The following is a 23,570-nucleotide window of genomic DNA, read 5'->3' as shown; positions in this document are numbered from 1 at the left end:
GATGCAATCACTGCCGGTTGGCGGAAATCTTTCCCTCACCGGGCGCGCGGCACGTATCGGGGCACCCAGCGGATGAAGCCCACCGCCCCCAGCACCGCGATGACCCCCATGGCGCCCACCCCGACCGAGATCGACACCGCTGCGGTGAGGGCCGAGACGATCAGCGGCGCCACCGCACCCCCGCCGTCGGTGAGGGTGCGCCACGACCCGAGGAACGCGGCGGGATCGCTCGGGGGAGCGATGTCGGCACCGAGGGTGAGCAGGATGCCGCTGGACAGGCCGTTGCCCACCCCCAGCACGGCCGCGAACAGGGAGTACCACATCGCCGCGGAGGCGAGATCATGCGTGAACGACAACGCGAAGAACCCCGCGCCCATGAGGATCATGGCCGGCAGAGCCGCCCACAGGCGCCCGAAGCGGTCCATCACCTGGCCGCTGGCGTAGAACAGGGCGAAGTCGATCGCCCCCGACACGCCGACGACGACGGCGATCGTGCCGGCATCCAGCCCGAGCGACACCCCCCAGAGGGGCAAGACGACCTGGCGGGCCGAGCGCACGGCCGACAGCGATGCCGCGGCCAGGCCCAGGCGTGCGAGCACACCGCGGTAGCGCCACATCGTGCGGAACACCCCGACGCGTTCGACCGTGGGGATCGCGCCGGTGACGGGCTCGCCGCTGTCTTCGGCGTCGGCCGCCGCGTCGGGCTCGCGACGGGTGGGGGAGCCGGCGCCCACCGGTACGGCCTTCTCGGGGTCGGGTCCGAAGAACACGAGCAGGATGGTCGCGACCTGGCAGACGGCGAAGAAGACGACGGATGCCGCTTCGTCGCCGAAGACGGTCAGCAGTGCCGCGGAGATGAACGGCCCGACGAACATCCCGAGGCGGAACGTGCCGCCCAGCAGTGACAGGGCTCGCGCGCGGAAGTGCAGGGGTACGCGCGTGGTCATGAAGGAATGGCGGGCGAGAGCGAACGACGCGGCGCAGAACCCGATGAGGAAGACGGCCGCCGCGAAGATCAGCAACGAGGGAGCGAACACGATCCCCACGAGCCCGGCCAGCACGACGATGCCGGCGGTGCCCATGGTGAGGCGCTCGCCGAAGCGGGCGACGGCCCATCCGGCGGGGATGTTGCCGCAGAGCTGGCCCACGACGAGGGCAGCGGCCACCAATGCGGCAACGGCGACATCGGCGCCGAGGCGGTCGGCGATGACGGGGATGAGGGGGATGACGGCACCCTCGCCCAGCGAGAACAACAGCGTGGGGCCGTAGATCATCGGGGCGAAGCGCACCAGCACGTTCCGGGGAGAGTCGGCTGTCACCGTCTCCACGATAGGCTTGATCGCAAATGCTCGAACTCGATTTGACCGCCGACATCCAGGCGCTGCGCTCGACCTTCGCCGATATTCAGGCCGTGGTCGACGTCGACGCACTCACCGCCGACATCGAACGCCTGAGCGAAGAAGCCGGTGCTCCCGACCTCTGGGACGACGTCGACAACGCGCAGAAGGTGACCAGCCGCCTCAGCCATCGTCAGGCCGAGCTCAAGCGCATCACCGAGATCGAGCAGCGCCTCGACGATCTCGAGGTGCTCGTCGAGCTCGCCATCGAGATGGACGACGAAGACTCCGCCGAGGAGGCCCGCCGTGAGCTTGCCGCGCTGAAGGACGTCATCGGCCAGCTCGAGGTGCAGACGCTGCTCGACGGGGAGTACGACGCGCGCTCCGCCGTCGTCACCATCCGCTCCGGTGCGGGCGGCGACGACGCCACCGACTTCGCCGAGATGCTGCTGCGCATGTACCTGCGCTGGTGCGAGCGTCACAAGTACCCGGCCAAGGTCATGGACATGTCCTACGCGGAGGGCGCCGGCATCAAGTCGGCCACCTTCGAGGTCGACGTGCCCTACGCCTACGGCACCCTGTCTGTCGAGGCGGGAACGCACCGCCTCGCGCGCATCAGCCCCTTCGGCGGCGCCGACAAGCGCCAGACGAGCTTCGCCGCGGTCGAGGTCATCCCCGTGATGGAAGAGGCCGTCGAGGTCGACGTGCCCGAGGGAGACATCCGTGTCGACGTCTTCCGTTCCTCGGGACCCGGTGGTCAGTCGGTCAACACGACCGACTCCGCCGTGCGCATCACGCACCTCCCCACGGGCCTGGTCGTGTCGATGCAGAACGAGAAGTCGCAGATCCAGAACCGCGCCGCCGCCATGCGCGTGCTGCAGACGCGTCTGCTCCTGCTCAAGCGCGAAGAAGAGGCAGCCAAGAAGAAGGAGCTCGCGGGCACCATCACCGCGAGCTGGGGCGACCAGATGCGCTCGTACTTCCTCTACGGCCAGCAGCTCGTGAAAGACCTCCGCACCGGGTACGAGGTCGGAAACCCCGCGGTCGTCTTCGACGGCGACCTCGACGGCCTGATCGCCGCCGGCATCCGCTGGCGCAAGCGTAAGGACGACGACGACTGACGCGTCTCGCGTTTCGCGAGAAGCCCTGTGGATGCCGGTGCCCCGGCATCCACAGGGCTTTCTCCGTTTCGGGTCACGGCGCGTCTTGACGGTGTGCCCGGAACGCCCGTTTAGGCTCGTCGAGCCATGATCCGGTTCGAGAACGTCACCAAGCGGTATCGCGGCACCGCGAAGCCCGCCCTGAACGCCGTCGACTTCGAGGTGCTGCGCGGAGAGTTCGTCTTCCTCGTCGGAGCGTCGGGGTCGGGGAAGTCGTCGTGCCTGCAGCTGATCCTGCGGGCGGAGACCCCCAGCGAGGGGCGCGTCGTCGTGCTCGGCCGTGACCTGCGCACCCTGTCCAATCGCAAGGTGCCCTACTTCCGTCGCGAGATCGGCTCGGTGTTCCAGGACTTCCGCCTGCTGCCGAACAAGACCGTCTTCCAGAACGTCGCCTTCACGCTGCAGGTCACGGGGTCGTCCCGCGGCTTCATCCAGCAGGCCGTGCCGGAGGTGCTCGCGCTCGTGGGCCTCGACGGCAAAGAGAAGCGCCTGCCGCACGAACTGTCGGGCGGGGAGCAGCAGCGCGTCGCGATCGCCCGCGCGCTCGTCAACCGCCCCCAGGTGCTGCTCGCCGACGAACCGACCGGAAACCTCGACCCCGGCACCTCCACCGACATCATGCGCCTGCTCGCTCGGATCAACGCCGGCGGCACCACCGTCGTGATGGCGACGCACGAGGCGGGATTCGTCGACCAGATGCAGCGCCGCGTGATCGAGCTGCGTGGCGGCGAACTGGTGCGCGACGAGCGCGGCGGCGGGTACGGCGACACGACCAGCATCCCGCGTCTGACGCCCGAGGTGGAGCGGGGTGCGGCGGCTGTCGCGGCGCTGACTGCGGTGCTCGAGGTGCAGCGCGAGGTCACCGGCATGACCGGTCCGGTCCAGCCCCTGCCCGACACGGGCGCGGCACGCGTGCCGTCCGAAGGTCGGGCGACGGATGCCGATGCGTCGGCTCCCGCCGCCACGTCGCCGTCTTCCGTGTCGACGCCGGCCCCCGCGTCTGCGGCCCCCGCGGCCGACCAGGCCCGGCCGCCGCGGGAACCGGGCACCAACACGGGCTTCATCCCCGTCACGACGCCCGAGGTTGACGAGCTCGGCCTCGCCGACCGCCTGGGACTGGGGAAGAAGAGCGACCGCAGCGACGAAGTGGGACCCACGACATGAGGCTCGGACTCATCCTGTCGGAGGCCTTCACGGGCCTGCGGCGCAACGCCTCGATGGTGATCTCGGTCATCCTGGTCACCTTCGTCTCGCTGACGTTCGTCGGCGCGGCGATGCTCATGCAGATGCAGATCGGCAAGATGCAGTCGTACTGGGCCGACCGCGCTCAGGTGGCGGTGTTCATGTGCGCTTCGTCGTCGAACGTGCCCACCTGCGACGCCGGCGAGCCGGCGACGCAGCAGCAGATCGACGAGGTGCGCGCGACCCTCGACGGCCCGGCCCTGGCGCCGCTCATCCGCGACTACACCTTCCAGACGAGCGACGAGGTGTTCGCCGACGCGCAGCAGCAGCTGCCGGAGGACATCCTCGGTGTCGTCACCGCCGACCAGTTCAACGCCACCTTCAGCATCAACCTCATCGACCAGCGACAGTCCGACGTCATCACCGAGGCCTTCACCGGGCAGACGGGCGTCGAAGACGTGCAGGATCAGCTGCAATACCTCGAGCCGCTCTTCCAAGCGCTCACGGTCGCGACCTACGTCGCCGTCGGTATCGCCGGCCTCATGCTCATCGCCGCGGTGCTGCTCATCGCCACCACCATCCGTCTGTCGGCATTCGCTCGACGGCGCGAGCTCGGGATCATGCGCCTGGTGGGCGCGTCCAACCGCTTCATCCAGACACCGTTCGTCCTCGAGGGCGTCTTGGCGGCCCTGGTCGGCTCCGGCCTCGCGAGTGTCGCCGTCTGGGCGATCGTCGGCATCGGCGTCGATCAGTACCTGCGTGACCGCATCGGCTTCATCACCTCGTGGGTCAATGTCGGCGACGTCGCCGTCGTCATCCCGGTGATCGTCGTGGTCGGCGTGATCCTTGCCGCCCTGAGCGCCAGTTTCGCCATCCGCCGGTGGTTGCGCGCCTAGCCTGTTCTCGCCCCGGCGAGGCCGACGTCGAGCGGTGGGGTAAACTGAGCGGCTCTGTGTGCCCATGATCATGAGGAGGTGGCACCATGCCTCGTGAGCAGGGTGAAAAGCTCATCGCGTCGAACAAGAAGGCGCGTCACGACTACGCCATCGAGAAGACGTACGAAGCCGGTCTGATCCTGACCGGCACCGAGGTGAAGTCGCTGCGCCAGGGGCGGGCGAACCTCACCGACGGGTACGCCTACATCGACGGCGGGCAGGCGTATCTGGACGCGGTCCACATCCCCGAGTACTCGCAGGGGCACTGGACCAACCACTCGGCCAAACGCACCCGCAAGCTCCTCCTCCACAAGGAAGAGATCATCAAGCTGTCGCACGCGGTGTCCGCGGGCGGCTACACGCTGGTGCCGCTGCGGCTGTACTTCCTCGACGGGCGTGCGAAGGTCGAGATCGCGGTGGCCAAGGGCAAGCGCGAATTCGAGAAGCGCCAGACCATCCGCGAACGCGAAGACAAGCGCGAGGCCGAGCGCGCGATGCGGACGAAGAACCGACTGGGCGAATAAACCGTCTCGGCTCGCCGCAGAAGGCCGAGAGCCCCGTCAGACGACGCGCGGTAGGACGCCCGGTCGGCTTCGAGCTACTCGGCGCGGAAGCGCCCCTCCACCACCGATGTCACGACGATCTCGGGCGGCCGCAGGCTGAACGACGGTCCGCCCGCGCCGCTCGCCGCCATCAAGCGTGCACCGAGGGGAGCGGGGGTCTCCGGGTGGGAGCCGAGCAGACCGGCATCCGCGATCTCCACGGCGGACACGGATGCCAGACCCAGCGCGTCCGCGTACGCGGCGGCGCGTTCGACCGCGACGTGCACCGCCTCGGCGGCGACCTCGCGCTCGACGCGCGCGCGGGTGTCGGGGGAGAGGCGCCACTCGACGGCCGTGACCTGCACGTCGTCGGACTCGGCGACATCGCCCAACCACCACGACAGCGCGCCGGCGTCGGTGAACGTCGCCGAGAGCTCGACGCCGGCGTGGTGCACGAGGGGAAGCTGCGCGCCCTCGTTGTTCCACGGCCTGTCCGACCACACCGATACGCGCGCGCTCGACCACTCGGACACCTCGCCGGACCGCAGATGCGCGACGAGCCCGTCTTGCACGACCGACGCCCTCTCCTGCGCCCGCTCGACGACGGGGCCGCGGGAGGGGCCGTCGGTGGAGACGGTGACGCGTACCGCCGCCTCCTCCGCGCGAACGCGGGCGTTGCTCTCGCCCCGGACGGTGATGACGACCTCGCTCATGGACGGGAGCCTACGCGACGGGTGTCGTGCGGTGTTCCGCGATGTCCTCGTCGTCGGTGAGTGGGGGTGTGGGTGCGGTGTCGTCGTGCGGAACTCCGGGGAGATCGCTCGACCAGCGTGGGACCGTTGTCGTCGTGCACGGCGGCGAGTGCGATTCTCCGGAGTTCGGCACACCGGTGCGGCCGGAATCACTTCGTTCGCGCCTGGCGCGCGCTGCCCGGATCCGAGGGTGGGAATGATGTCGCGTCTCGATCCGTTATAGACTGTGATGCTCGGGTGCTTCGGCGCCCGAGGTGGCAACTCAACAGCGTGACAACGGCCGCTCCTTCACGGAGTTCCCGGGGCTGATCGGTTTCGACAGCGCCTGCGAACCCGCGAGAAGCGGGCCGAGGATGTGGGGTTATCTCGTAAACGCTCCCTGCAAACCAATAAGTGCCGATGCTAAGCGCACTGACTTCGCCCTCGCTGCCTAAGCGAGCCCGATAGTCCGTCAGACCGTGTGTGACCCCGCCACGGATCCTGGCGTCATTTAGGGGTCTTGCTGCGTGACGGCGTCTGGACGTCACGCGGGACTTTTCCCAGGCTGGGCTCGTCGACTTAGGTGTCTGTGACAAAGGTCGGAGCCGAGCAGAACGTCTGCACAGACTGCGCCCGGAGAAAACGCGGAGACCCAGCGTTGGACGGGGGTTCGATTCCCCCCAGCTCCACGAGCCGTTGTCACGGTTGAGTCGTCTGACGAAGCCCCCGCTCCCGCCCGTTTCGGCGGGGGCGGGGGCTTCTTCGCGCGTACGTGCCCCACGCGGCGGCGCAATCGGCCCGTTCGGACCGCGGTGCGAGCGTGCTCGCGGGGTCAGGCCGCTGCACGATCGGCCCGTTCGAGCCGCGGTACGAGCGTGCTCGGGGGGTCAGGCCGCGGCGCGGGTGTGGAGGTCGCTCTCGCCCGAGACGCCGTTGAGCTCGAGGTAGATGCGCCCCTCCGTCCGGGTCAGGGTGGCGCTGCTGCGGCGCTCGATGCTGTCGGCGAGGCGCTCGACGAAGCCCGGGTCGAAGCTGTGCAGCAGCACCTCGTCGGCGCGGTGGATGCGCTTGCCCGCCCACGCGGCGGCGACCTTGTCGGGGTCGCGATGGGTGTATACGGCGACTCGTCCGGCCTTCATGCTGCCGGTGTGCAGGCGAGCGGCATCCGGGGCTCCCACCTCGATCCAGGCGACGAGGGCTCCGGTGAGGTCCGTCACCATCACGGCGGGCTCATCGGTGGCGGCGACACCCTCGCTGAAGCCGATGCCCTCCTCGTACTCGAGGCAGTACGCGAGGACCCGCGTGAGCATGTACGGGGCGGTCTCGGATGGATGCCGCGCGACGCGGAGCTGCAGTTCGTCGTAGACGCCGCGATCGACGTCGGAGAGCTGCACGGTGAACGTGTGAATGGTCGATCCGATGGCCACGGGGTTCGAGCCTACGCGGCGGGAGCATCCTCGGGGAGTCGTTGACGCCACTGGGGCATCGTGACGACGATGCGCTGGGCGGGATCGCCGCTCCATTCCACGGGGAGACCGGCCTCGGCGAGGGCGTCCACGACGATCCGTCCCACGCGGGCGTCGGTCTGGCGCCACGCCTCTGTGAGAGCGGCCTGATCGCCTCCGTCCGCCCGAGCGAGCAGATCGGGATCGAGATCTCGCACGGGGGCGAAAGCGCTGAAGGTGAGCAGCAGGTGCGCAGGCTCTTCGGCGAGGCGCTCGGTGTCCTGCTGGTGGAAGAAGACGTAGGCCCATTCGTGATAGCCGGTGCCGCCCTCGAGGGGCGTCCGGGCGTCTGCGATTTCGGACGTGCCGCAGCTGTTGCAGCAGGTGAAGTCCGGGAGGGCGAGAACGCCGAGGTCGCCGAGGGCCTCGAAGGCGTCGAACAGGCGGTCCGCCTCGGTGACCTCCGGCCACCCGGCCTCCGCTTCCTGACGGGCGATCCAGACCTTTCGCACGACGGCTTCGACGGCCTCGCTGTCTTCCAGCTCGAGGACGTCCTGAACCTGCTCCACGACCTCATCGAAGTCCCGGAAGCCGGGAATGACGGCTTCCCGAGCGGTCTCGTAGAGCTCGGCGAGGGCGGGGTCCACCGGGGTGGCGTCGTGCTCGGCCTGGTGGAGCTCGGCGAGGGTGGGGTCGGCCGGGGTGGTGCCGTGCTCGGCCTGGTGGGGCTCGGCGAGGGTGGGGTCGGCCGGGGCAGCGTCCCGCTTCCCGGGTGAGGTGAGTCGCCCGAGGATGCGATCGATGAATCTCATGAGGGTCAGTGAACCGACGCGCGTCGAAGAGTGTCAAATGCGGGTGACGACTGAATGGACCTCGACCTCCTGCCGTCGCCGGCGCCCGCGGCAGCCGCCTCCCGGGCGGGGATTGCCCGGGCTCTCACGGGGCGTCTAGCGTCGAGGGATGCCAGATCCCCGCGCCTCGCGAATCGACGTCGGTCCGTTCCATCTCGAACCCACGCCCGACGCCGCGACCTGGACCGCCGCACCGAGGAGTGTCACCGGGTCGGCGGCATCCGGGGTCACCGGCGGGTGGAGCGACTGGGTGGCTTTCGCTCAGCGCGTGCTGCGGGCCGACGAGTTGTGGCGCGGGCTCGAGGCGCGCGGAGACGCGTGGGACGAAGGTTTCGCCGCAGCGCGGGACGCCGCCGCGGTCAACCCGTATCGCTGACGCCGGGGGCCCGGCATCCGCTCAGGCGGGAGGGCGCGGGCTGTCGACGAGGATCAGGCTCTGCCGGGTGTCGGCGAGCTTCACCCAGCCGTCGCCGAAGAGGTAGGTCAGACCGTAGCCGTCGACGCCGCGACCGCCGAGCCACTCCGGGTTCTCGGTCACGTAGGTCAGGTCGCCGTCGACTTCGACCTTCCAGCCGGAGTCGACGAGTTCGTCTCTGGCGAACTCCGCGGTGGCTTCATCGATGGGCGCCCACCCGAAAATCTGGACGCGGTCGGAGGCGATCTTCGAGTCCCCCCACTTGCACTGGATGCCGTCGTCGAGAGCGGTCGCGCCGATGCGGAACGGCTCCTGCTGAGAGACCCATCCGAGGCTCTTGAAGTCGTCGGCCGTCGCCTGCGGGATGATGTTCTCGCATGTCGGCTCGGGCGTCTCCGAGGCGGGCGTCGCCGTGGCGGTGGGAGCTGCGATGGTCGGGCCCGCGGCGGACTCGGCGACGCTCGGTGCGGTCTCGGGCGCCGTGCCCGTACACGCCGTGAGAACCGTGAGACAGAGCAGGGTCGCGGCTGCCGCGGTGACGACGCGTCCACCGTGACCGGTCACCGGGCGCGGTCCTCGTCGTGCAGCAGCCCCGAGAATGCGTCATGGAGGATGCCGTTGGTCGCGAGCGACGATCCCGCGTCGAGCCGTTCGGAGCCGTCGAAGGCGGTGAAGCGGCCACCGGCCTCGCGAACGATGGGGGCGATCGCGGCGATGTCGTACTCCTTCACGTCGAACTCGGCGACGAGTTCGAGGCGCCCCTCCGCCAGCCACATGTACGGAAGCGCGTCACCGTACCCGCGGTCGCGCCACACCGCGCGCGCCAGCTTCTCGAGGGTGGGGAGGAGTCCCATGCCGTCCCACTGCTCGATGCTCTGGAAGCTGATGCTGGCCGCCCCGACCTCGTCGATGCCCGACACGTGGATGCCACGGGTGTCGCCGGTCGCCGTCGTCGTCCACGCGCCGTGACCGGTGGCGGCCCACCAGCGGCGGCCGAGAGCGGGCTGACTGACCACGCCCACCTGCGGCACGCCGTCGACGGTGAGCGCGATCAGCGTCGCCCAGATCGGGATGCCGCGCATGTAGTTGTGCGTTCCGTCGATCGGGTCGATGACCCACCGCCGGGCCGTGTCGCCCGAGGAGCCGTACTCCTCCCCGAGCACGGCGTCGCCGGGTCGTTCGGCATCCAGGATCTCCCGGATCGCCCGCTCGGTCGCGAGATCCGCCTCGGTGACGTGGGTGCGGTCGGGCTTGGTGTCGACTCGGAGGTCGGCTGCATCGAACCGCTGCATCGCGACGGCGTCGGCGGCGTCGGCAAGCCGAAGCGCGAGAGCGAGGTCGTCGGTGAGGGTCGGGGACGGCGCTGCGGCAGAGGGCACGGCTCCAGGATAACCGTCGGCATGTGGCCGATTTGGTGTGCTCACGTTACGACTGGTAACGTGATCCCTCGGTTCGGAACGCAAGTTTCGGGCCAACGGAACGCACCTCTAGCTCAATCGGCAGAGCAACTGACTCTTAATCAGTGGGTTCTGGGTTCGAGTCCCAGGGGGTGCACGAGTAAACCGCCCCGCGTCAGGTGTTCCTGCTGCGGGGCGGTTTGGCTTTGTTCCGGCGGTCAGGATTCTGTCAGGACTGGTTTGCGTCGACTAGGCTGCCATGGCGCGCGGGTGGCCGCGCCATGTTCGTATGGGGGCAGTAATGGATGCGAAGGCGCGTCTGGTAAATGCGATAGCAAGCCAAGAAGTGATCGTGGTCACAGGTACTGGCGTGACGATGGCTCTCACCGGTGGGGCTGAGACGAGTACGTGGATGGGCCTCATCCGGGACGGGGTCGCTCGCGCCAAGCTGATAGACGTCGACGCTGCGACCATTCTTGAGTTTCGGCTTGAGCATGCCAAAACCGCCGATGACCTCATTGGAATTGCGCATGACTTGAAGCGCACGCTCGGAGCGGACTTTGGACGCTGGCTCGCTTTGTCGGTAGGCGCATTGCCCCTCAAGTCGCCTCGTCTAGCGCAGGCCATTGCCGGCCTTGGTGCCCCGATCATGACGACGAACTACGATCAGCTCCTGGAGAAAGCGCTCGGGAGAGGCTCCGCAACGTGGTCGCGTCCAAGTGACATGCGCGAAGTAATTCGACGAGAGTCTCGGGCAATCGGTCACCTGCACGGCGTGTACAACGATCTAGCGAGCGTGGTCTTTTCCCAAGGTGACTATCAACGGATTACTGCCGACGATGACGCTCAGGCTACCCAGACGGCAGCGTTTAGTATCAAAACATTCCTTTTCATCGGAGTCGGCGACGGTTTGACGGATCCGAACTTCAGTCCGATGGTGACGGCGTTTGAGCAACGGTTCCCTTCAAGCGCTCACACCCATTTCCGGCTTTGCGTTGACGGTGACGTCGATCCGGCCTCCGATCTGAAGAGCGTCGTTGATGTTGGATACGGAAGTAGACACGATGACCTCGCGAGCTTCCTAGAGGGGCTTGTCGATCCCGCAACGTCTTCGCACGCAGAACTGGGTGCGAAGTCTCGACGATTGCTGCTGGACGCGCTCCGCGATAACTCGACGCTCTGGCGAGATACTGAGACATTAAACGAGAAATCCATCAAGGACCTTGTGGTCCCGCCCATCTTCTTGCCAGAGCCGCACGATCAGTACGTGAATAGCGCTGTCTTGAATGCGGAGAAGGACAAACCCACCCCACTCGACTTGGCAGAGAAAATGTCGGAGGGAGGGATAATCATAATTGCGGGTGAGGAATCGTCGGGCGTGTCAACCGCTCTCGGTTATTCACTGAGTCAAGCGCTGGACCTCCGGCCGCTCGCACACGCACTCCTGGTGAAAAATCCGACTGCGGCGGGGGTTCATCCTGTTGCGAGGGTCGTGGAACGTGCGTATCGTGATTGGGGAGTAGGGTCGCCGCCGCAAGAGACGCAAGCTCGTCTCATTCTGGGCGTCGACAACCTCCGTTACGACGAGTCTTCCCGCTTTCAAAAGGCGTTGAGCGACATCGTCGCGTCTCCGGCCGCACTGAAGATAGTCGGTGTCCGACAAGGCGACGCGGTAATTATCGCTAACCTTCTCAAGGAACAGACCGATGTCGAGGTCACGGTGGTCTTTCTTGGCCGGTTCAGCGACGGCGAAGCCCGAGAACTCGCTAGGCGCGTTGCTCCTGGGCGGGAGGACAAAGTCGCCAGCTACGTGATGGTTGTGATTCGCGAGAAGAACCTACCCCGTACACCTTTCACAATCACGCTGCTTGTCGACTTGGTGCAAAGCGGCGTTCTGCTGCAAAAGCAGGAGTCTGAGATAGCAGTCCTGGATCAGTACTTAGATCTGTTGCTCAACACGGACTATGTCCAGACTGCCTCCGAGTTGACGATGACGGTGAGGAACAAGCGGCTCGTTCTGGAACTCCTTGCTCGTCGTTTCGTTGAGAAGCGAGAAGACAAAGGATCGGAGCCGGAAATTACGGAGTGGCTTCGGGCGCAGTTCGAAGAACTTGGCTGGGATCACAATGTACAGGATTGCGTTAACGACTTGGTTGACCGGCGTGTACTCGCGCGGTCTGCCGAAACAACCTTGCGGTTTCAACGCTCAGCATACCTGGAGCTAATGGCGGGGATCGCAGCCCGTGATGATGCCGAATTCCGGGCGCTTGTTTTCCAGTTTCCGATTCAACTTGCGTCGATAGTTCGTACCTACACGGCGATGACTCGCAACGCCGTTGACGTGCTCGACGTAGTTGAACGGGAAATTAAGCGTATCGCCATCGCTCCTCCGACAGGCGGTATCTTCTCCAGCATTCGGAAGATGGATGCTCGTCACGAGCTATTTTCCGACGACAACGACGCGGAAACTGAGCGGGATCACGCCGGAGAGGGGCAGTCCAAGGGTGACGGCGTCGTCGAACGTAAAGGTCTGACTGGCAGCTATTACGATGACTCTTCCGACTCCGACTCTCCGGCCTTCTTGACAACGCGTATCGAGGACCTGTCAGAGGCCCGTGTGGCAATGCTGGTTGTCGATCTGGCCTCACGAGTCCTCAGAGATTCTGACGAAGTGCGTGACCAAGAACTCAAGGAACGGATTCTCAAAAAGGTTCTTGTAGCCTGGGTGGCTTTCGCTGACTTGTGGGAATCGGAGATGGCGGGAATCCCGGACCTCGACGATGTAGTCTCGACATTCTTGGGAGAAGACGCGGATGATGAAGAGGAGGTAGAGCGGCTAAAGCTGTTCCTGATCAAACTCCTTCCCTCCATTATCACCGCCGCTGGAATCCGATACTGTCTGTCCGGGCCGGGTCTGGCGACGAGGCTCGTCCAGCTCAAACTCGATGACGTTGAGAATGGGGGCTATGCAGGATTGATGCGGACCCTCGCGCTCTTGCAAGCAGAAAATCGTCGCTGGGTTGAGACTCTGGACTATATCGACGAAACGAGCCTTAAGACCTTCTTCTCCGTCTCATTTTTCTCTGCGTTGGCTCGGCGTGCATACTTGACGGCAACCTACCTCACCGACTCGGACCGTGATAAAATTAGAGATTTTCTCCGCAAGGTCATTGAGGCACGTTACAACTTCGACAGCGTGCAGCATCGCAATAAGGTGCTGAACGACTTCGAGGCCAAGCTGCGTCGGGATCGTCTCGACAAGAACCGTCCTCGACTCGCTATCGAGTTGTGACGACAGCCGAGATATCAACTCGCGGCATGTGACTTGTCTCCTGTCGGCTCGCATGCACTAAGAGCAACAGATCTGGCGGCAGACATGAGAGCGGTCACTTGGTCGAGGCGGTCGGGCCAGAGCTTGGCATAGGTGTTCAGAGTTTCGGTTGCGTCGGCGTGCCCAAGCATCTTCTGCACCACGAGAACGTCAGCACCGGCGGCGATGGCGAGGGATGCCGCTGTGTGCCGCAGACCTTTCGGAGTGAGGTCAGCGGGCATCTTCGCTTGCTCCTTTGCCTTCCTCCACACGCGGTCCCTCCAGTTGTGGAGGTTGATCACCTGCCCGCGCGCTGTTGGAAACAGGGGAGCGTCATCGGCTCTGCCATCCGTGAGTTCGGCAAGCTCTGGGATCAGGTGCGGAGGGATCGGAACGTCACGGATGCCGCTGTCGGTTTTCGGGCTATGACCGATGATCGTGCGTCCCTCCCGATCCGTGGTGACCGTCTTCGAGATACTGATTCGGCGCGTCTTCAGATTCACGTCCGACACCTGAAGAGCGACGGCTTCGCCGGGGCGCAACCCGACGTTTCCCAGCACAGCGACCATGACAGCATCCGCATCCGTAGCGACGGAGCGCGTGGCCGTCACGAGCGCTTCCAACTGCCGGTAGTTGAGGAAGATCACCGGCTCAGGCTTAGCCTTCGGCAACTCCACACCGTAGGCAGGATTCTTCTTCAGCCACCCCTCCGCCACGGCGTAGCGCAGAGCGGCATTCAGAGGCAGGAGAACGGCCTTAGCGGTCGCAGGAGCCAACGGAACGGCTTTGGTCCTGGCATTGGCTTTACGGGGCGCTGAGCCGTCGATGAGGGCAGACAGCCACCGCTCAACGTCAGGACGCTGTACCGCCGTCAGAAGCACGCCACCCCAGCGAGGGCGTACGTACATGGCGATGGCGTCCTCGTACTTCTTCAGGCTCGAATCCTTCGGGCGCTTCTTCGAGGACATCCACACGGTGAGCACTTCGCCTACCGTCATCGCTTCGACCTCGGGGGAGACGTAAGCACCGTCTCTGAGGCTGTGTTCCTTCGCCGCCCGGAACGCATCTGCATCGGTCTTTTTGCTGAACTGCCGGGATCGTTCACGCTTCGTCTCAGGGTCAATCCACACGACGCGCCAGCGGTCCCCTTGCCCGTAGGACGGTTTCTTGGTCTTGTCGGCGCGCATCCACCGATCAGCTACCCACACGCGCGATGCGGTCATGTCGTGGTCTTCTCTCCGGTGTTCAGCCACGCCTCGACGGCGCTCTCTCGGTAGCGGATGCGACCGCCAGCGTGGATAAATTTCGGACCGGTGCCGCGATAGCGCATCTGCGCCAGGGCTGGCACGGAGCGCACAAGGCGGTCCGCGACCTCCCTTGGTGTCATCAACCGGTCACTGAATGCTTCAACCGCCCCTGCTTCTGTTGTGCTGCCCCGAAATTGTTGTTTGTCCATCGTGTCTCCCTAGAGGTTCTTTTTGAATCTGCGTACCGGGGCGGTGTCTCACCGCTTCGGTAGCTCCTCCTGCGGAACCTCGAACAGGATGTCTTCATTGGGCTGGACGCCCTTGCGCGGGCGAGGCGTCTTCACTGCACCGTCGTCCAGTGCTCGATAGACGGAGGCGCGGGACACGCCAAGCGTCTTCACGATGTGGTCGATGGTCATTCCTTGCGCCCGCAAAGCTTTCACCGCTGTCACCTTCTCAGGCGTGAGGGCTGTCTTCGCGCGGGGCTTCCTGTCACCCGTGGCGGCTCTGGCGGCTCTGCCCTCTGCCGCGCGCTCGGCGATGTTGGCCCGCTCCCATTCAGCCAACGCCGCGAGGATGGTCAGGATGAGCTTGCCGGTGATGCCTTCGAACTGCTCACCCTCCTTCAGTGACTTGATCTGAACGCCCTTGTTCGCCAGCTCCTCAATGGTGTTGAGGATGTGGAGGGTCGTTCTACCGAATCTGTCCAAGCTGCTCACGAAAATCTGGTCGCCTCGTCGCACACGGCTGAGGAGGGCTTGATAGCCGGGGCGGTTCTCGTGTTTCCCCGTCAACTTGTCTTCGAAGATGCGGCTCGCAATTTCTTGTTCTGGCACACCGGCATCACGGAGCGCCTTGGTGAGCGCTTCGGTCTGGCGGGCGTAGCTCTGCTGCACGCTCGACACTCTTCGGTACGCCCATGCGTAGCCGGGGGTGGTGCCGTGAGAACTCGTCATGCGGCAAAAGTATCACCTACTGCCTATGCGACGCAATAGGTGAGACACGTGTCAACTGATGTCTTCAAGCGCATACGTGAGACGGTTTTGTGCGTACGTACCGCTATCTCATATGCCATGACAGGTGAGACAGTCGCGAGAGCATGAGAAGACCCCCTCCCCACTAGCCAGGTGAGCGAAGCTGAGGGAGGGGGCTGGACCGACTGTCATCCCGGCATTGAAAGACTTAAGTCGGTCGGGACCGTGTGACCCGAGGAGAATTCCAGACCCCGGGTCAGGTCACACGGTTGTTTTGCGGATCATCTGCGGCGTTAGGTGTCAGTCCTGCTCTTCCCGCTCAGCTTGGTGGTCGTCGTCCTGTTGCTGGGCTTCGAGCGCACGACGTAGTTCGCGAGCGAACATTCGGAGACTGTCTCCATAAGGGGTGTCCCCAACAGTGGTCATCGGGCGTCCTCCGTGGCGTGAGGGTCGCGGTCGGCGGGGAATCTCCTTGATACCTGATTAGAAGGATTCAGCCCCGCGTTCGCGAACTTCTTGCGGATCGCGGTGACGGTAGCCGCTCGTTCTTCGTGGTCTGCAATGAGAGCCGCGTTCGCCATCTCGTGGTCATATGCCAGCCTCGCGGAAGAGCTATCTTCTTGCCACCAAAGGACGGTCTCACTCAGGTCTCCAAGAGCCAGCTTCTCCGTGCCCCATGCCTTGACCTGAGTGTCCGTGGAGATGTCGTCGAAGAAGCTCCATCCATATCGGTTCTTCGACGCCTCGTACACCGCGTCAGTGAGGACGAAGACGTGCCCACGTTGACGCACTGTCGCAACGTCGCCGCGCTCCGGATCAGGAAGGCTAATCGCTCCAAGCACCGTAACCGTGTCACCTACGCGGGCTGGTGTCTTCGTTGTTGCTTCGGTCATGATCCTGTTCTCCTGGGGGAAATGAGTCGACGCAGGGCGTCGGCGAGGGGGGCGAGTTCGGGGTGCTTCGCGATGGATTCGATGAGCGGCAGCGCTGAGGAAGGGTGCTCGCGAACAAATTCCGCCGTCGCGTTCATTATCGACTCGGCATCTCGCATCACGTCCGCAATTGACGTGTCAGTGATGCCGAGACGGTCTACGAGGTTGAGGAGGATGTCTGCCTCCGCCTTGATCGAGCGTGCACGACTGAGAGGAGCGCCAGTGAGAGCGGTGTGACGACGGAGCGATTGCGCATCATCCGCGGCTTCCACGAGTCGGCTAACAACGTCGGTGACCGGATTGCGACCTGATTGCACGTTCTCCTCGACCGCGTTTCGGGCGAGATTGAATCTGGATAGGGCGCTTGTGCTCACGCCATATTTCGTGCTCAAACGTTCATAGGCGATACCGGCGTCAAGATCGAGAATAATCGAGTTCACGTCGGAGCGCGTGGCAATAGAGCTTGGTCTGCCTAGCTTCGCCATAGCGGTTCTCCTTTGTAGTTCAGGGGGAAAGGCACCGGAACCATTGATCTTTCGCGTTCACCACCCTGAGGAGAACTGGTGACTTACGCCGGTGCCTTTCCTGACTTCTACTATCGGATACGCGAGCGCAAAGTGTCCCGAAATGAGCAACTATTTTCGGGAGAATTCGAGCGGAGCTAGGAAGCGGGCTCAGAGACTCGTTGCTCTGTGAATCAGCTTCACACGTTGCTCGAACATTTGCATAAACTCGTCGGACGGGAGCGGCCATCTGAGCTCTCGTGCGTTGGAGAGCATTCGGTAGGCAATTTCTACTTCTTGGCAATCCAAGCAACCCGTCAGCAATCTCTCCAACGTCTCGCGTGAACCCTTCACAACACCTCTTCGAGAAGATAATCGGCCAGCATTTGGAGGACATCGAGGTTCGCCTCTAGACGCGCGTTCTGTGCTTCCCAGCGAGCCAAGGGTGCAAGCTCATGCATGTCAAAGCACACCGCCAACGATGCCCTGGAACTCCTTGTTGGTCTTCAACTCCGCTAGCTCGGCCAACAAGTTTTTGATTCGTACATCCGCCTCGTCAAACGTCATGTGACGGAACTTCGTCCAGTCGGTGACCGGTGCTCCAAGAACTTGCGATTCAAGGTCACGAATCAAAGCGGCTTGCTTGTCTGAGCACTTGGCCGTTTGACGGTTGTAGCCAAGCTTCTCGTTGAGCTGATGAAACTCCGCCTGTACAACACTGTTGGGAGCCGCCATGACATCGCGGCGATACCTCGCCACATCGGCTTCATTCCACTTTCGACCCAACTTGTTTTGCAAGTTAAGTAGTGCATCTGCTTGTCTTGCTGTACCCATCGGGCACCATCCATCTGCGGAGCAATTTCCATCTACCCACCGTCTACCGGTGACACCCCCCAGCTAGTCGCTCACTCCACATGAAGCGTCTAGCCGCATAATCTCTAAAACAAAATCTTCAAATGAAATCAGATAAAGAATAGATAGCAAAAGAAGATAATTTGATTCTAATCGATTTGCTCGCGCTTCGTTGGCTGAACGACGATTAATAGTTACAGATGTGTGATCTGTACACACTGACTTCGAGCACGTCTACCCTACTTGGTCCCTTTCACGCCACTGGTGGCGTGAAGGCAACCCTCGGTTTGTACACACTGACTTCGAGCACGTGACGCAGACTTCTTTGGCCCCTTCACGCCACTGGTGGCGTGAAGAAGCCCCCTGCTCATCGCCGGATGGAAGACAGCGGGAGCAGAGGGCAGGACACTGAGCGAGTGTGGAGTCTCGAAGTGTTAGTTCAAGTTTACAGTAAGCGTGGGGGCTTATTGGCTTTTTGGTGAACCTTTGCGCGAGTGCGGGGTGCGCCGATTAGTGCGCACCTGCGCTATTGCCTCAGCTTCTCCTTGTCAGCCCTGCCCCCGCGATAGAGCTAAGGATTCATTAATGTGCGATACATGAAAACGTGCGACGTGTTCGGTTGCGCCGTCACTGCCGGGCACGCTGTAGACATGTCGCACGTTCCGGGGTGGATCGAGAGTGGTCAGCCCCCACTCGTCTTCCACGCCTGCACGTTCCACCGGCTCGCCCTCGCTGTTGGCGAAGCTGTGAGGCTGGGTGACGGCGGGGTGACTGTCTCCCTCGGGACGGCGGGCGACACGCCGGGCGAGTAGTTTCGACCGACACGAAGCTTCTAGGTGGCTAACGCAGATTGAGATGTCCGGAGCACCGGGCATCATCGACGTATGCGACCCACCGAGAAAGAATCCGTCATCGAGAGCGTGACGCTCGTCAATAACGGACTCATTCCTCCCAACGGGTCCGCGGTTGCTCTTCTCATGGCGGTGCGCGACGACGCGAAGGGTTCGCTGCTGGACCTAGCGCACAGCGTGGCGCATCGCGAACGAAACGAGGGGGGCGCCTACCGGGAGATTGAGGCCTTCGCGAAACTGATGTTGGACGGTCTGCTTAGAAAAAACACGGAGGGGGGCAGGGTGAAAGTCCTCCACCCCATACGAGAGGTCATCAATCAGATGAACCTCGTGTTGAGCAAGCGAGACCTAGGGGTGCGAATCGACCCTCGCGATCAGCGGGCGCGCATGACCTTCGCGTGGAGCATCGCTTACGCGTTGCACGAGACGTCGTTCCTCCTGGCAGGGGAGCGTCGTGCGCTTCTCACGCTGGACCAGGGTGACGATGGACGCCCCCGGATGTCTGTAACCGTCGAGTTTCCCGAGCTGAATCCCGACCCCGTTGGAACCATCTTTATCGGGTTCCCGTGGCTGCTGGACGAGAAGGACCGCCTGGCTGACTGGGGACAAGTCTCGCCCGTGAGCTAGTCAGGATTCAGTCAGGATGACTGCGGGAGCGTCCGTGCTTCTGCGTGAAGCGTGACGATGTATTAAGTATTCCTGAACTGGGAAAAAACTAGATTCGACGCTACGCGGGTTCACGTCGGATCAGCAGAGATTTCGCGCCTCACTGAACAGTGGGTTCTGGGTTCGAGTCCCAGGGGGTGCACCATGTGAGACGCCTGGTCGGGAAATTATCCCGACCAGGCGTTTCTTCTCTCTAGGCCAGACCTTCGGGCGGTTCGGGGTGCTCCCCGCGTCAGAGGGGAGCAGACATGGCGCGCGGTCGGGAACGAGCCGCCCGCCGTCCGGTGAGGGGACGGCGCGGCTCCGCCGGCTGCTCCGAGGGCGGGCGGGGGAGGAAGATCCCCTCCCGGCGGCGAGGCCGGCAGGGGATCTTCGTTTCATCAGCGGCACGCCGGGAGATCACCCGGCGCTGAGGGGGCGGCTCGCCGCCGATGCTTCGCGGGGCCCCTCACCCCCGGGTCTGGGAGCCGCCCCCAACGCGGTCGGCTCCCAGACCCGGGGACAACGTCACGGCACCTGCGCCAGCCGGTTCGGCGAATTGCGCACGTCGGTGATCTTGCCCGTGACGGCGTCGCCGCGGATCGTCGTCGCGACCGCCGACGGCGAGGCGCCGGGGGAGCTCTGCAGCACGAGGGCGGCGACACCGGCGACATGCGGGGATGCCATCGACGTCCCCGAGATCGTCTTGGTGGTGCCGTCGAACCATGTCGAGGTGATCTCCTGGCCGGGGGCGAAGATGTCGACGCAGCTGCCGTAGTTCGAGAAGGACGCGCGGGCGTCGGCGCGCGTACTGGCCGCCACGGTCAGCGCAGACGGTGCCGAGGCGGGGGAGGCGTAGCAGGCCGAAATGCTGTCGTTACCGGCGGCGACGGCGACAGTGATGCCCTTGTCGGTCATGCGCTTGACCGCAGAGTTGGTGGACGAGCTGTAGAGCCCGCCCAGGCTCATGTTGGCCACGGCGGGGCGTACGGCGTTGCGGGCCACCCAGTCCATGCCCGCGATGACGCCCGACGTCGAACCCGAGCCGTCGCAGCCGAGCACGCGGACGGCGACGAGACTGACATCGGTGGCGACACCATAGGTCTCGCTGCCGACGGTGCCGGCGACGTGCGTGCCGTGTCCGTTGCAGTCGCCGGTGCCTCGGCCGTCCGAGATCGCGGTGTAGCCCGAGCGGACGCGCCCGGTGAACTCGGGGTCGGAGGCGGTGATGCCGGTGTCGATGATGTAGGCGGTCACCCCGGCTCCTGTCCCTGCGGGGGTGTAGGAGTTGTCGAGCGGCAGGCTCGGCTGGTCGATACGGTCCAGACCCCAGGTGACCTGGGTCGTCATCACCGAATCCCGCTCGACGGTCTCGATCAGTGCGCTGCGCGACAACAGGGCGGCCTCGCCGTCGCTGAGGCGCGCCACGAAGCCGCCCAGGGCGTCGAAGCTTCGAGTGAGCGAACCCTCGGGCAGGACACCGCTCAGCCGCTGCAGGACGCTGTCGAGCGTGCTCCCCTCCTTGATCATGACGACGTAGTCCGACTCGGTGGGCGGCGCAGCGGCAGCGGGCGTCGCTCCCAGGGTGGTGACCGTGCCGACCGCGGCGAGCAGAACCGTCGCGGCGGTCAGGCGGGCGCGTCGGGGCGTACGGAAAGTCATAACGGGTCCTCTCACGCCCGGCGGCACGGGCGACTCGGCGCCGACCCGGGGGCCGACGCTGACTCCGGGGGAAGTCATGGAGTGACCGTAAGCCGGTCGGCATGATGCCGCGAGGGATTCCTCGCAGAATTTACGACTCCGAAATCCACCGATATATCACCGCCGCGGCGTCGTGCGGGGCGGGGTCAACGCACGTGCGTGATGGACGAACAACGCGTCAGGCCGTTTTCGTGCCTGCAGGGAATTCGGGGATTCGAACTGACTAGTCGTCGAAAACCGACCCTCCTCACGCGGCGTCCGAATGGCCGCCGGAACCTCTGCCAGTCGACGGCGGTTCATTTCCTGTGTCATCGCCGCCGTCATGACCTGTCCCAGAATCCGGCGGTTTTCCGGCGATGGGCGAGGCGGGCCGCGCGTAAGAGTCCGCCTGTGTCGATCCACTTTCGGTCGATTGTTAATCCACCCGTAATGTTATCGGTATATGGTCATATTGCTGCCCCGCAGCGGTTCCGACACATCTCACCCGCCGCGGGGTGCGCGCAGTCTTTTGCGCACTCTGAGCACGAGCCGAAAGTACATCGCGCCCATGGAACTCAACGCCGCTTCCGGTGTTCCGTCCCGTTCTTCCGCCCGTCATCGACGCACACTGTTCATTTCCACTTTCTCCGTCGCTGCGGCTCTCGTGGTCGGTACCGCGACGCCCAGCGTCGCCGCGGAGGCCGAGCCGGTCGGCGTGCTGCCCGACAACGCCCGTCCGCAGATCGTCGCAGCGCCCGTTTCGGGGCCGATGGAGGTGGGCTTCACGTTCTCGCCCGCCGACTCCGGCACCCTCACGGCCGTGCAGTTCTACCAGAACACCTCCAACTCCGGCGTCCTGAGCGCATCCGTGTGGTCGGCCGAGGGTGACCTCCTCGACCAGGTGTCGGTGAATCCCGTCGCCTCCGTCGGCTGGCGAACGGTTCCGGTCGACGTCGATCTCCAGGCCGATGTCGAATACACCGTCAGCGTCTTCGACCGAGACGGCCGGGTGCCCGCCATCAACAACTTCTTCACCGAGGCGAAGGTCACCAACGGGATCTCGACTCCCGAAGACGCCGGCGTTTACAAGGTCGGTGCGGGCTACCCCTCGACGGGCCAGGCGGCGAGCCCTCTCGTCGATGTCGCTTTCGCGGCCGACCCGGATCTGGAAACGCCCTCTGAGCCGGTCGACCCTGAGCCGACTCCCACGCCGACCGTGGCGCCCACCGTTGCGCCGACTCCGGTGCCCACGGTCACGCCCACCCCGACGGCCACGCCGACCCCGACGCCCACGGCCACGCCGAGCCCGACGGCCACGGCCACGCCGGCCCCGACGGTCACGCCGACGCCGACCGCTACGCCGACGCCGACGCCGACGCCGACGCCGACCGCCACCCCGACGCCGACGGCCACGCCGACGCCGACCCCAACGCCGACGGTCACCCCGACCCCGACCCCGACGCCGACGGTCACCCCGACGCCGCCTCCCGCCGACACGGCCGGGACGGTCGGCATCGTCGGCCCCGACGGAACCCACTGGCCCGACGACACACCCCGCGCCGGCAAGGCGCGTACGGTCAGCGTGGCCCCGACGTGGGCGGCGATCTCCTCGGCCATCGCGGCGGAGGCCAAGACCTCCGACGACGTCGTCATCTGCGTGACACCGGGCACCATCACGGGCGGGAACGGCGCCGGCTCCAGCTCGAAGGGCGTCATGCAGGATGTCGGCAACGCCGACCGTGCTTCTCGCATCCTCATCACCCCCTGCGATGGGATCGGCACGGTCGACACCGCCGGAGGCAAGGGAATCGCTTTCGTCGGCGTCCGCGGCGTCTCGATCGTCGGCATCGACTTCGGCGACACGTCGGTGATGCTGCGCAACGTCGAGGCCTTCGGCTTCGGTTACACGACCGTGCGCACGCTGCTGGTCACCGCGAACGGCCTGAACGGAGTGCGCGACGCCGACGTGGTCGAAGTGGTGGCAGGGACCGAGGCCGCCGAGGGCGTCGGGTACGACCGCATGGAAGTGAAGTCCGCCGGCGGCTACGACATCGCGGGGCTCACCTTCTCGGGCCTGTACGCCGCCCCGCACTACAAGGAGCGCGGCTCCAGCGCTCACACCGACACGATCCAGTTCGTCACGACGTCGGGCAACGGCACCATCAGCGATGTCGTCATCGAGGACTCCGCGGTCTTCCAGTCGACGAACCAGGGCATCATCGCCGGCAACAACAGCGGGGGAGCGATCCGCAACACCCTCGTCGTCGGCGGCAAGACGGCGCAGCTGCGCTACCCGGTCTATGCGGGCGGCGCGGTCGTGAACGGCGCCAACTCGCTGCACGGCACCTGGTCCGACCTCTCCGTGCGCACGACCTCCGTCGTCGGCAGCGTCTCGCCGTACTACTCCTTCTCGGAGGTCGTCGCTTCGGAGAGCTCGAAGGGCGACCGCGGGTTCAGCAAGATCGAGCCCATGACGATCGAGGATCTCGACGCCGTCGCGCCCGTACCGACGGCCAAGCGACTCGCTTCCATCTGGGACTGACGCACCGAACAGTGAGGCGCCGGGTGCCGCATCGAACTC

21 protein-coding genes, 1 tRNA gene and 1 other RNA gene are annotated in these 23,570 nt (G+C 64.9%); 10 read left to right on the top strand and 13 right to left on the bottom strand.

Going from position 1 to position 23,570, the window contains the following annotated elements; all coding sequences use genetic code 11:
* Positions 1-35: 35 nt before the first annotated feature.
* Positions 36-1,274 (bottom strand): MFS transporter, encoded by a 1,239-nt coding sequence (locus QE392_RS13155; RefSeq protein ID WP_307454147.1) that lies wholly within the window; start codon positions 1,272-1,274, stop codon positions 36-38.
* Between the two features lie 71 nt (positions 1,275-1,345).
* Here QE392_RS13155 and prfB point away from each other — a divergent pair, with 71 nt between their 5' ends.
* The 4 genes from prfB to smpB all read left to right on the top strand — a co-directional run bounded on the left by prfB (position 1,346) and on the right by smpB (position 5,138).
* The gene (gene prfB, locus QE392_RS13150; RefSeq protein WP_307452427.1) at positions 1,346-2,458 is read left to right on the top strand and encodes a peptide chain release factor 2; all 1,113 of its coding nucleotides are present in this window, start codon (positions 1,346-1,348) and stop codon (positions 2,456-2,458) included.
* A 126-nt stretch (positions 2,459-2,584) separates the two neighbouring features.
* On the top strand, positions 2,585-3,661 hold the full coding sequence (gene ftsE / locus QE392_RS13145; protein ID WP_307452425.1) for a cell division ATP-binding protein FtsE: 1,077 nt from the start codon (positions 2,585-2,587) through the stop codon (positions 3,659-3,661).
* Positions 3,658-4,575: a permease-like cell division protein FtsX gene (gene ftsX, locus QE392_RS13140; protein ID WP_307452422.1), complete on the top strand. Its 918-nt coding sequence runs from the start codon at positions 3,658-3,660 to the stop codon at positions 4,573-4,575. Before ftsE ends, ftsX begins: the two co-directional genes overlap by 4 nt.
* A gap of 86 nt (positions 4,576-4,661) precedes the next feature.
* Positions 4,662-5,138: an SsrA-binding protein SmpB gene (gene smpB / locus QE392_RS13135; protein ID WP_058231363.1), complete on the top strand. Its 477-nt coding sequence runs from the start codon at positions 4,662-4,664 to the stop codon at positions 5,136-5,138.
* A 74-nt stretch (positions 5,139-5,212) separates the two neighbouring features.
* Here the strand turns inward: smpB and QE392_RS13130 are convergent, their stop codons facing one another.
* A complete protein-coding gene (locus tag QE392_RS13130) occupies positions 5,213-5,869 on the bottom strand; it encodes an SIMPL domain-containing protein (protein WP_307452419.1) in 657 nt (218 codons plus the stop codon).
* 340 nt (positions 5,870-6,209) lie between these two features.
* Here QE392_RS13130 and ssrA point away from each other — a divergent pair.
* Positions 6,210-6,579: a transfer-messenger RNA gene (ssrA, locus tag QE392_RS13125) on the top strand.
* A 195-nt stretch (positions 6,580-6,774) separates the two neighbouring features.
* Here the strand turns inward: ssrA and QE392_RS13120 are convergent.
* Positions 6,775-7,314, bottom strand: a complete 540-nt coding sequence (locus QE392_RS13120) for a YaeQ family protein (protein WP_307452416.1) — start codon at positions 7,312-7,314, stop codon at positions 6,775-6,777.
* An 11-nt stretch (positions 7,315-7,325) separates the two neighbouring features.
* Positions 7,326-8,144, bottom strand: coding sequence for a DUF6891 domain-containing protein (locus tag QE392_RS13115; RefSeq protein ID WP_307452414.1), 819 nt, complete (start codon positions 8,142-8,144; stop codon positions 7,326-7,328).
* A 148-nt stretch (positions 8,145-8,292) separates the two neighbouring features.
* On the opposite strand from QE392_RS13115, the gene QE392_RS13110 reads away from it, so the two are divergent.
* The gene (locus tag QE392_RS13110; protein ID WP_307452411.1) at positions 8,293-8,559 is read left to right on the top strand and encodes a hypothetical protein; all 267 of its coding nucleotides are present in this window, start codon (positions 8,293-8,295) and stop codon (positions 8,557-8,559) included.
* 21 nt (positions 8,560-8,580) lie between these two features.
* Here the strand turns inward: QE392_RS13110 and QE392_RS13105 are convergent, their stop codons facing one another.
* Together QE392_RS13105 and QE392_RS13100 are read right to left on the bottom strand one after the other, a co-directional pair.
* A complete protein-coding gene (locus QE392_RS13105) occupies positions 8,581-9,162 on the bottom strand; it encodes a hypothetical protein (protein WP_307452409.1) in 582 nt (193 codons plus the stop codon).
* On the bottom strand, positions 9,159-9,977 hold the full coding sequence (locus QE392_RS13100) for an inositol monophosphatase family protein (RefSeq protein ID WP_307452406.1): 819 nt from the start codon (positions 9,975-9,977) through the stop codon (positions 9,159-9,161). Before QE392_RS13100 ends, QE392_RS13105 begins: the two co-directional genes overlap by 4 nt.
* 102 nt (positions 9,978-10,079) lie before the next feature.
* Here QE392_RS13100 and QE392_RS13095 point away from each other — a divergent pair.
* Positions 10,080-10,152 (top strand) — tRNA-Lys (locus QE392_RS13095).
* 144 nt (positions 10,153-10,296) lie between these two features.
* Positions 10,297-13,287, top strand: coding sequence for an SIR2 family NAD-dependent protein deacylase (locus tag QE392_RS13090; RefSeq protein ID WP_307452404.1), 2,991 nt, complete (start codon positions 10,297-10,299; stop codon positions 13,285-13,287).
* A gap of 14 nt (positions 13,288-13,301) precedes the next feature.
* On the opposite strand, the gene QE392_RS13085 is transcribed toward QE392_RS13090, so the two are convergent.
* From QE392_RS13085 to QE392_RS13060, 6 genes are all read right to left on the bottom strand, one after another.
* Entirely contained in the window at positions 13,302-14,528 is a 1,227-nt protein-coding gene (locus QE392_RS13085) for a tyrosine-type recombinase/integrase (RefSeq protein WP_307452403.1), read from the bottom strand.
* Positions 14,525-14,761 (bottom strand): helix-turn-helix transcriptional regulator, encoded by a 237-nt coding sequence (locus tag QE392_RS13080; protein WP_307452400.1) that lies wholly within the window; start codon positions 14,759-14,761, stop codon positions 14,525-14,527. Before QE392_RS13080 ends, QE392_RS13085 begins: the two co-directional genes overlap by 4 nt.
* 48 nt (positions 14,762-14,809) lie before the next feature.
* The gene (locus QE392_RS13075; RefSeq protein WP_307452398.1) at positions 14,810-15,508 is read right to left on the bottom strand and encodes a recombinase family protein; all 699 of its coding nucleotides are present in this window, start codon (positions 15,506-15,508) and stop codon (positions 14,810-14,812) included.
* A 440-nt stretch (positions 15,509-15,948) separates the two neighbouring features.
* Positions 15,949-16,419: a hypothetical protein gene (locus tag QE392_RS13070; RefSeq protein WP_307452396.1), complete on the bottom strand. Its 471-nt coding sequence runs from the start codon at positions 16,417-16,419 to the stop codon at positions 15,949-15,951.
* Positions 16,416-16,943, bottom strand: coding sequence for a hypothetical protein (locus QE392_RS13065; protein ID WP_307452394.1), 528 nt, complete (start codon positions 16,941-16,943; stop codon positions 16,416-16,418). The genes QE392_RS13070 and QE392_RS13065 overlap by 4 nt, the downstream gene beginning before the upstream one ends.
* Before the next feature lie 480 nt (positions 16,944-17,423).
* Complete coding sequence (locus tag QE392_RS13060) at positions 17,424-17,795, bottom strand: hypothetical protein (RefSeq protein ID WP_307452392.1); 372 nt, start codon at positions 17,793-17,795, stop codon at positions 17,424-17,426.
* Between the two features lie 902 nt (positions 17,796-18,697).
* Here QE392_RS13060 and QE392_RS13055 point away from each other — a divergent pair.
* Positions 18,698-19,291 carry a hypothetical protein gene (locus tag QE392_RS13055; protein WP_307452390.1) on the top strand — a complete coding sequence of 198 codons (594 nt, stop codon included), beginning with the start codon at positions 18,698-18,700 and terminating at the stop codon, positions 19,289-19,291.
* Between the two features lie 546 nt (positions 19,292-19,837).
* On the opposite strand, the gene QE392_RS13050 is transcribed toward QE392_RS13055, so the two are convergent.
* The gene (locus QE392_RS13050) at positions 19,838-20,971 is read right to left on the bottom strand and encodes a S8 family peptidase (RefSeq protein WP_307452387.1); all 1,134 of its coding nucleotides are present in this window, start codon (positions 20,969-20,971) and stop codon (positions 19,838-19,840) included.
* A gap of 586 nt (positions 20,972-21,557) precedes the next feature.
* Here QE392_RS13050 and QE392_RS13045 point away from each other — a divergent pair.
* A complete protein-coding gene (locus QE392_RS13045; RefSeq protein ID WP_307452385.1) occupies positions 21,558-23,531 on the top strand; it encodes a DUF4082 domain-containing protein in 1,974 nt (657 codons plus the stop codon).
* The last annotated feature ends 39 nt before the right edge of the window (positions 23,532-23,570 follow it).

The sequence above is a fragment of the Microbacterium proteolyticum genome, assembly GCF_030818075.1.
In the GTDB taxonomy this organism is placed as follows: Bacteria; Actinomycetota; Actinomycetes; order Actinomycetales; family Microbacteriaceae; genus Microbacterium; species Microbacterium proteolyticum_A.
The sequence above is the reverse complement of the archived record's forward strand: the minus strand, read 5'-3'. Positions and strand labels throughout refer to the sequence as shown.

What these genes read in the sequence shown, in the direction of transcription:
- QE392_RS13155 (WP_307454147.1), bottom strand. Translation starts at nt 1,274, where the DNA reads ATGATCTACGGCCCCACGCTGTTGTTCTCGCTGGGCGAGGGTGCCGTC.
- prfB (WP_307452427.1), top strand. Translation starts at nt 1,346, where the DNA reads ATGCTCGAACTCGATTTGACCGCCGACATCCAGGCGCTGCGCTCGACC.
- ftsE (WP_307452425.1), top strand. Translation starts at nt 2,585, where the DNA reads ATGATCCGGTTCGAGAACGTCACCAAGCGGTATCGCGGCACCGCGAAG.
- ftsX (WP_307452422.1), top strand. Translation starts at nt 3,658, where the DNA reads ATGAGGCTCGGACTCATCCTGTCGGAGGCCTTCACGGGCCTGCGGCGC.
- smpB (WP_058231363.1), top strand. Translation starts at nt 4,662, where the DNA reads ATGCCTCGTGAGCAGGGTGAAAAGCTCATCGCGTCGAACAAGAAGGCG.
- QE392_RS13130 (WP_307452419.1), bottom strand. Translation starts at nt 5,869, where the DNA reads ATGAGCGAGGTCGTCATCACCGTCCGGGGCGAGAGCAACGCCCGCGTT.
- QE392_RS13115 (WP_307452414.1), bottom strand. Translation starts at nt 8,144, where the DNA reads ATGAGATTCATCGATCGCATCCTCGGGCGACTCACCTCACCCGGGAAG.
- QE392_RS13110 (WP_307452411.1), top strand. Translation starts at nt 8,293, where the DNA reads ATGCCAGATCCCCGCGCCTCGCGAATCGACGTCGGTCCGTTCCATCTC.
- QE392_RS13090 (WP_307452404.1), top strand. Translation starts at nt 10,297, where the DNA reads ATGGATGCGAAGGCGCGTCTGGTAAATGCGATAGCAAGCCAAGAAGTG.
- QE392_RS13085 (WP_307452403.1), bottom strand. Translation starts at nt 14,528, where the DNA reads ATGACCGCATCGCGCGTGTGGGTAGCTGATCGGTGGATGCGCGCCGAC.
- QE392_RS13080 (WP_307452400.1), bottom strand. Translation starts at nt 14,761, where the DNA reads ATGGACAAACAACAATTTCGGGGCAGCACAACAGAAGCAGGGGCGGTT.
- QE392_RS13075 (WP_307452398.1), bottom strand. Translation starts at nt 15,508, where the DNA reads ATGACGAGTTCTCACGGCACCACCCCCGGCTACGCATGGGCGTACCGA.
- QE392_RS13070 (WP_307452396.1), bottom strand. Translation starts at nt 16,419, where the DNA reads ATGACCGAAGCAACAACGAAGACACCAGCCCGCGTAGGTGACACGGTT.
- QE392_RS13065 (WP_307452394.1), bottom strand. Translation starts at nt 16,943, where the DNA reads ATGGCGAAGCTAGGCAGACCAAGCTCTATTGCCACGCGCTCCGACGTG.
- QE392_RS13060 (WP_307452392.1), bottom strand. Translation starts at nt 17,795, where the DNA reads ATGGGTACAGCAAGACAAGCAGATGCACTACTTAACTTGCAAAACAAG.
- QE392_RS13055 (WP_307452390.1), top strand. Translation starts at nt 18,698, where the DNA reads ATGCGACCCACCGAGAAAGAATCCGTCATCGAGAGCGTGACGCTCGTC.
- QE392_RS13050 (WP_307452387.1), bottom strand. Translation starts at nt 20,971, where the DNA reads ATGACTTTCCGTACGCCCCGACGCGCCCGCCTGACCGCCGCGACGGTT.
- QE392_RS13045 (WP_307452385.1), top strand. Translation starts at nt 21,558, where the DNA reads ATGGAACTCAACGCCGCTTCCGGTGTTCCGTCCCGTTCTTCCGCCCGT.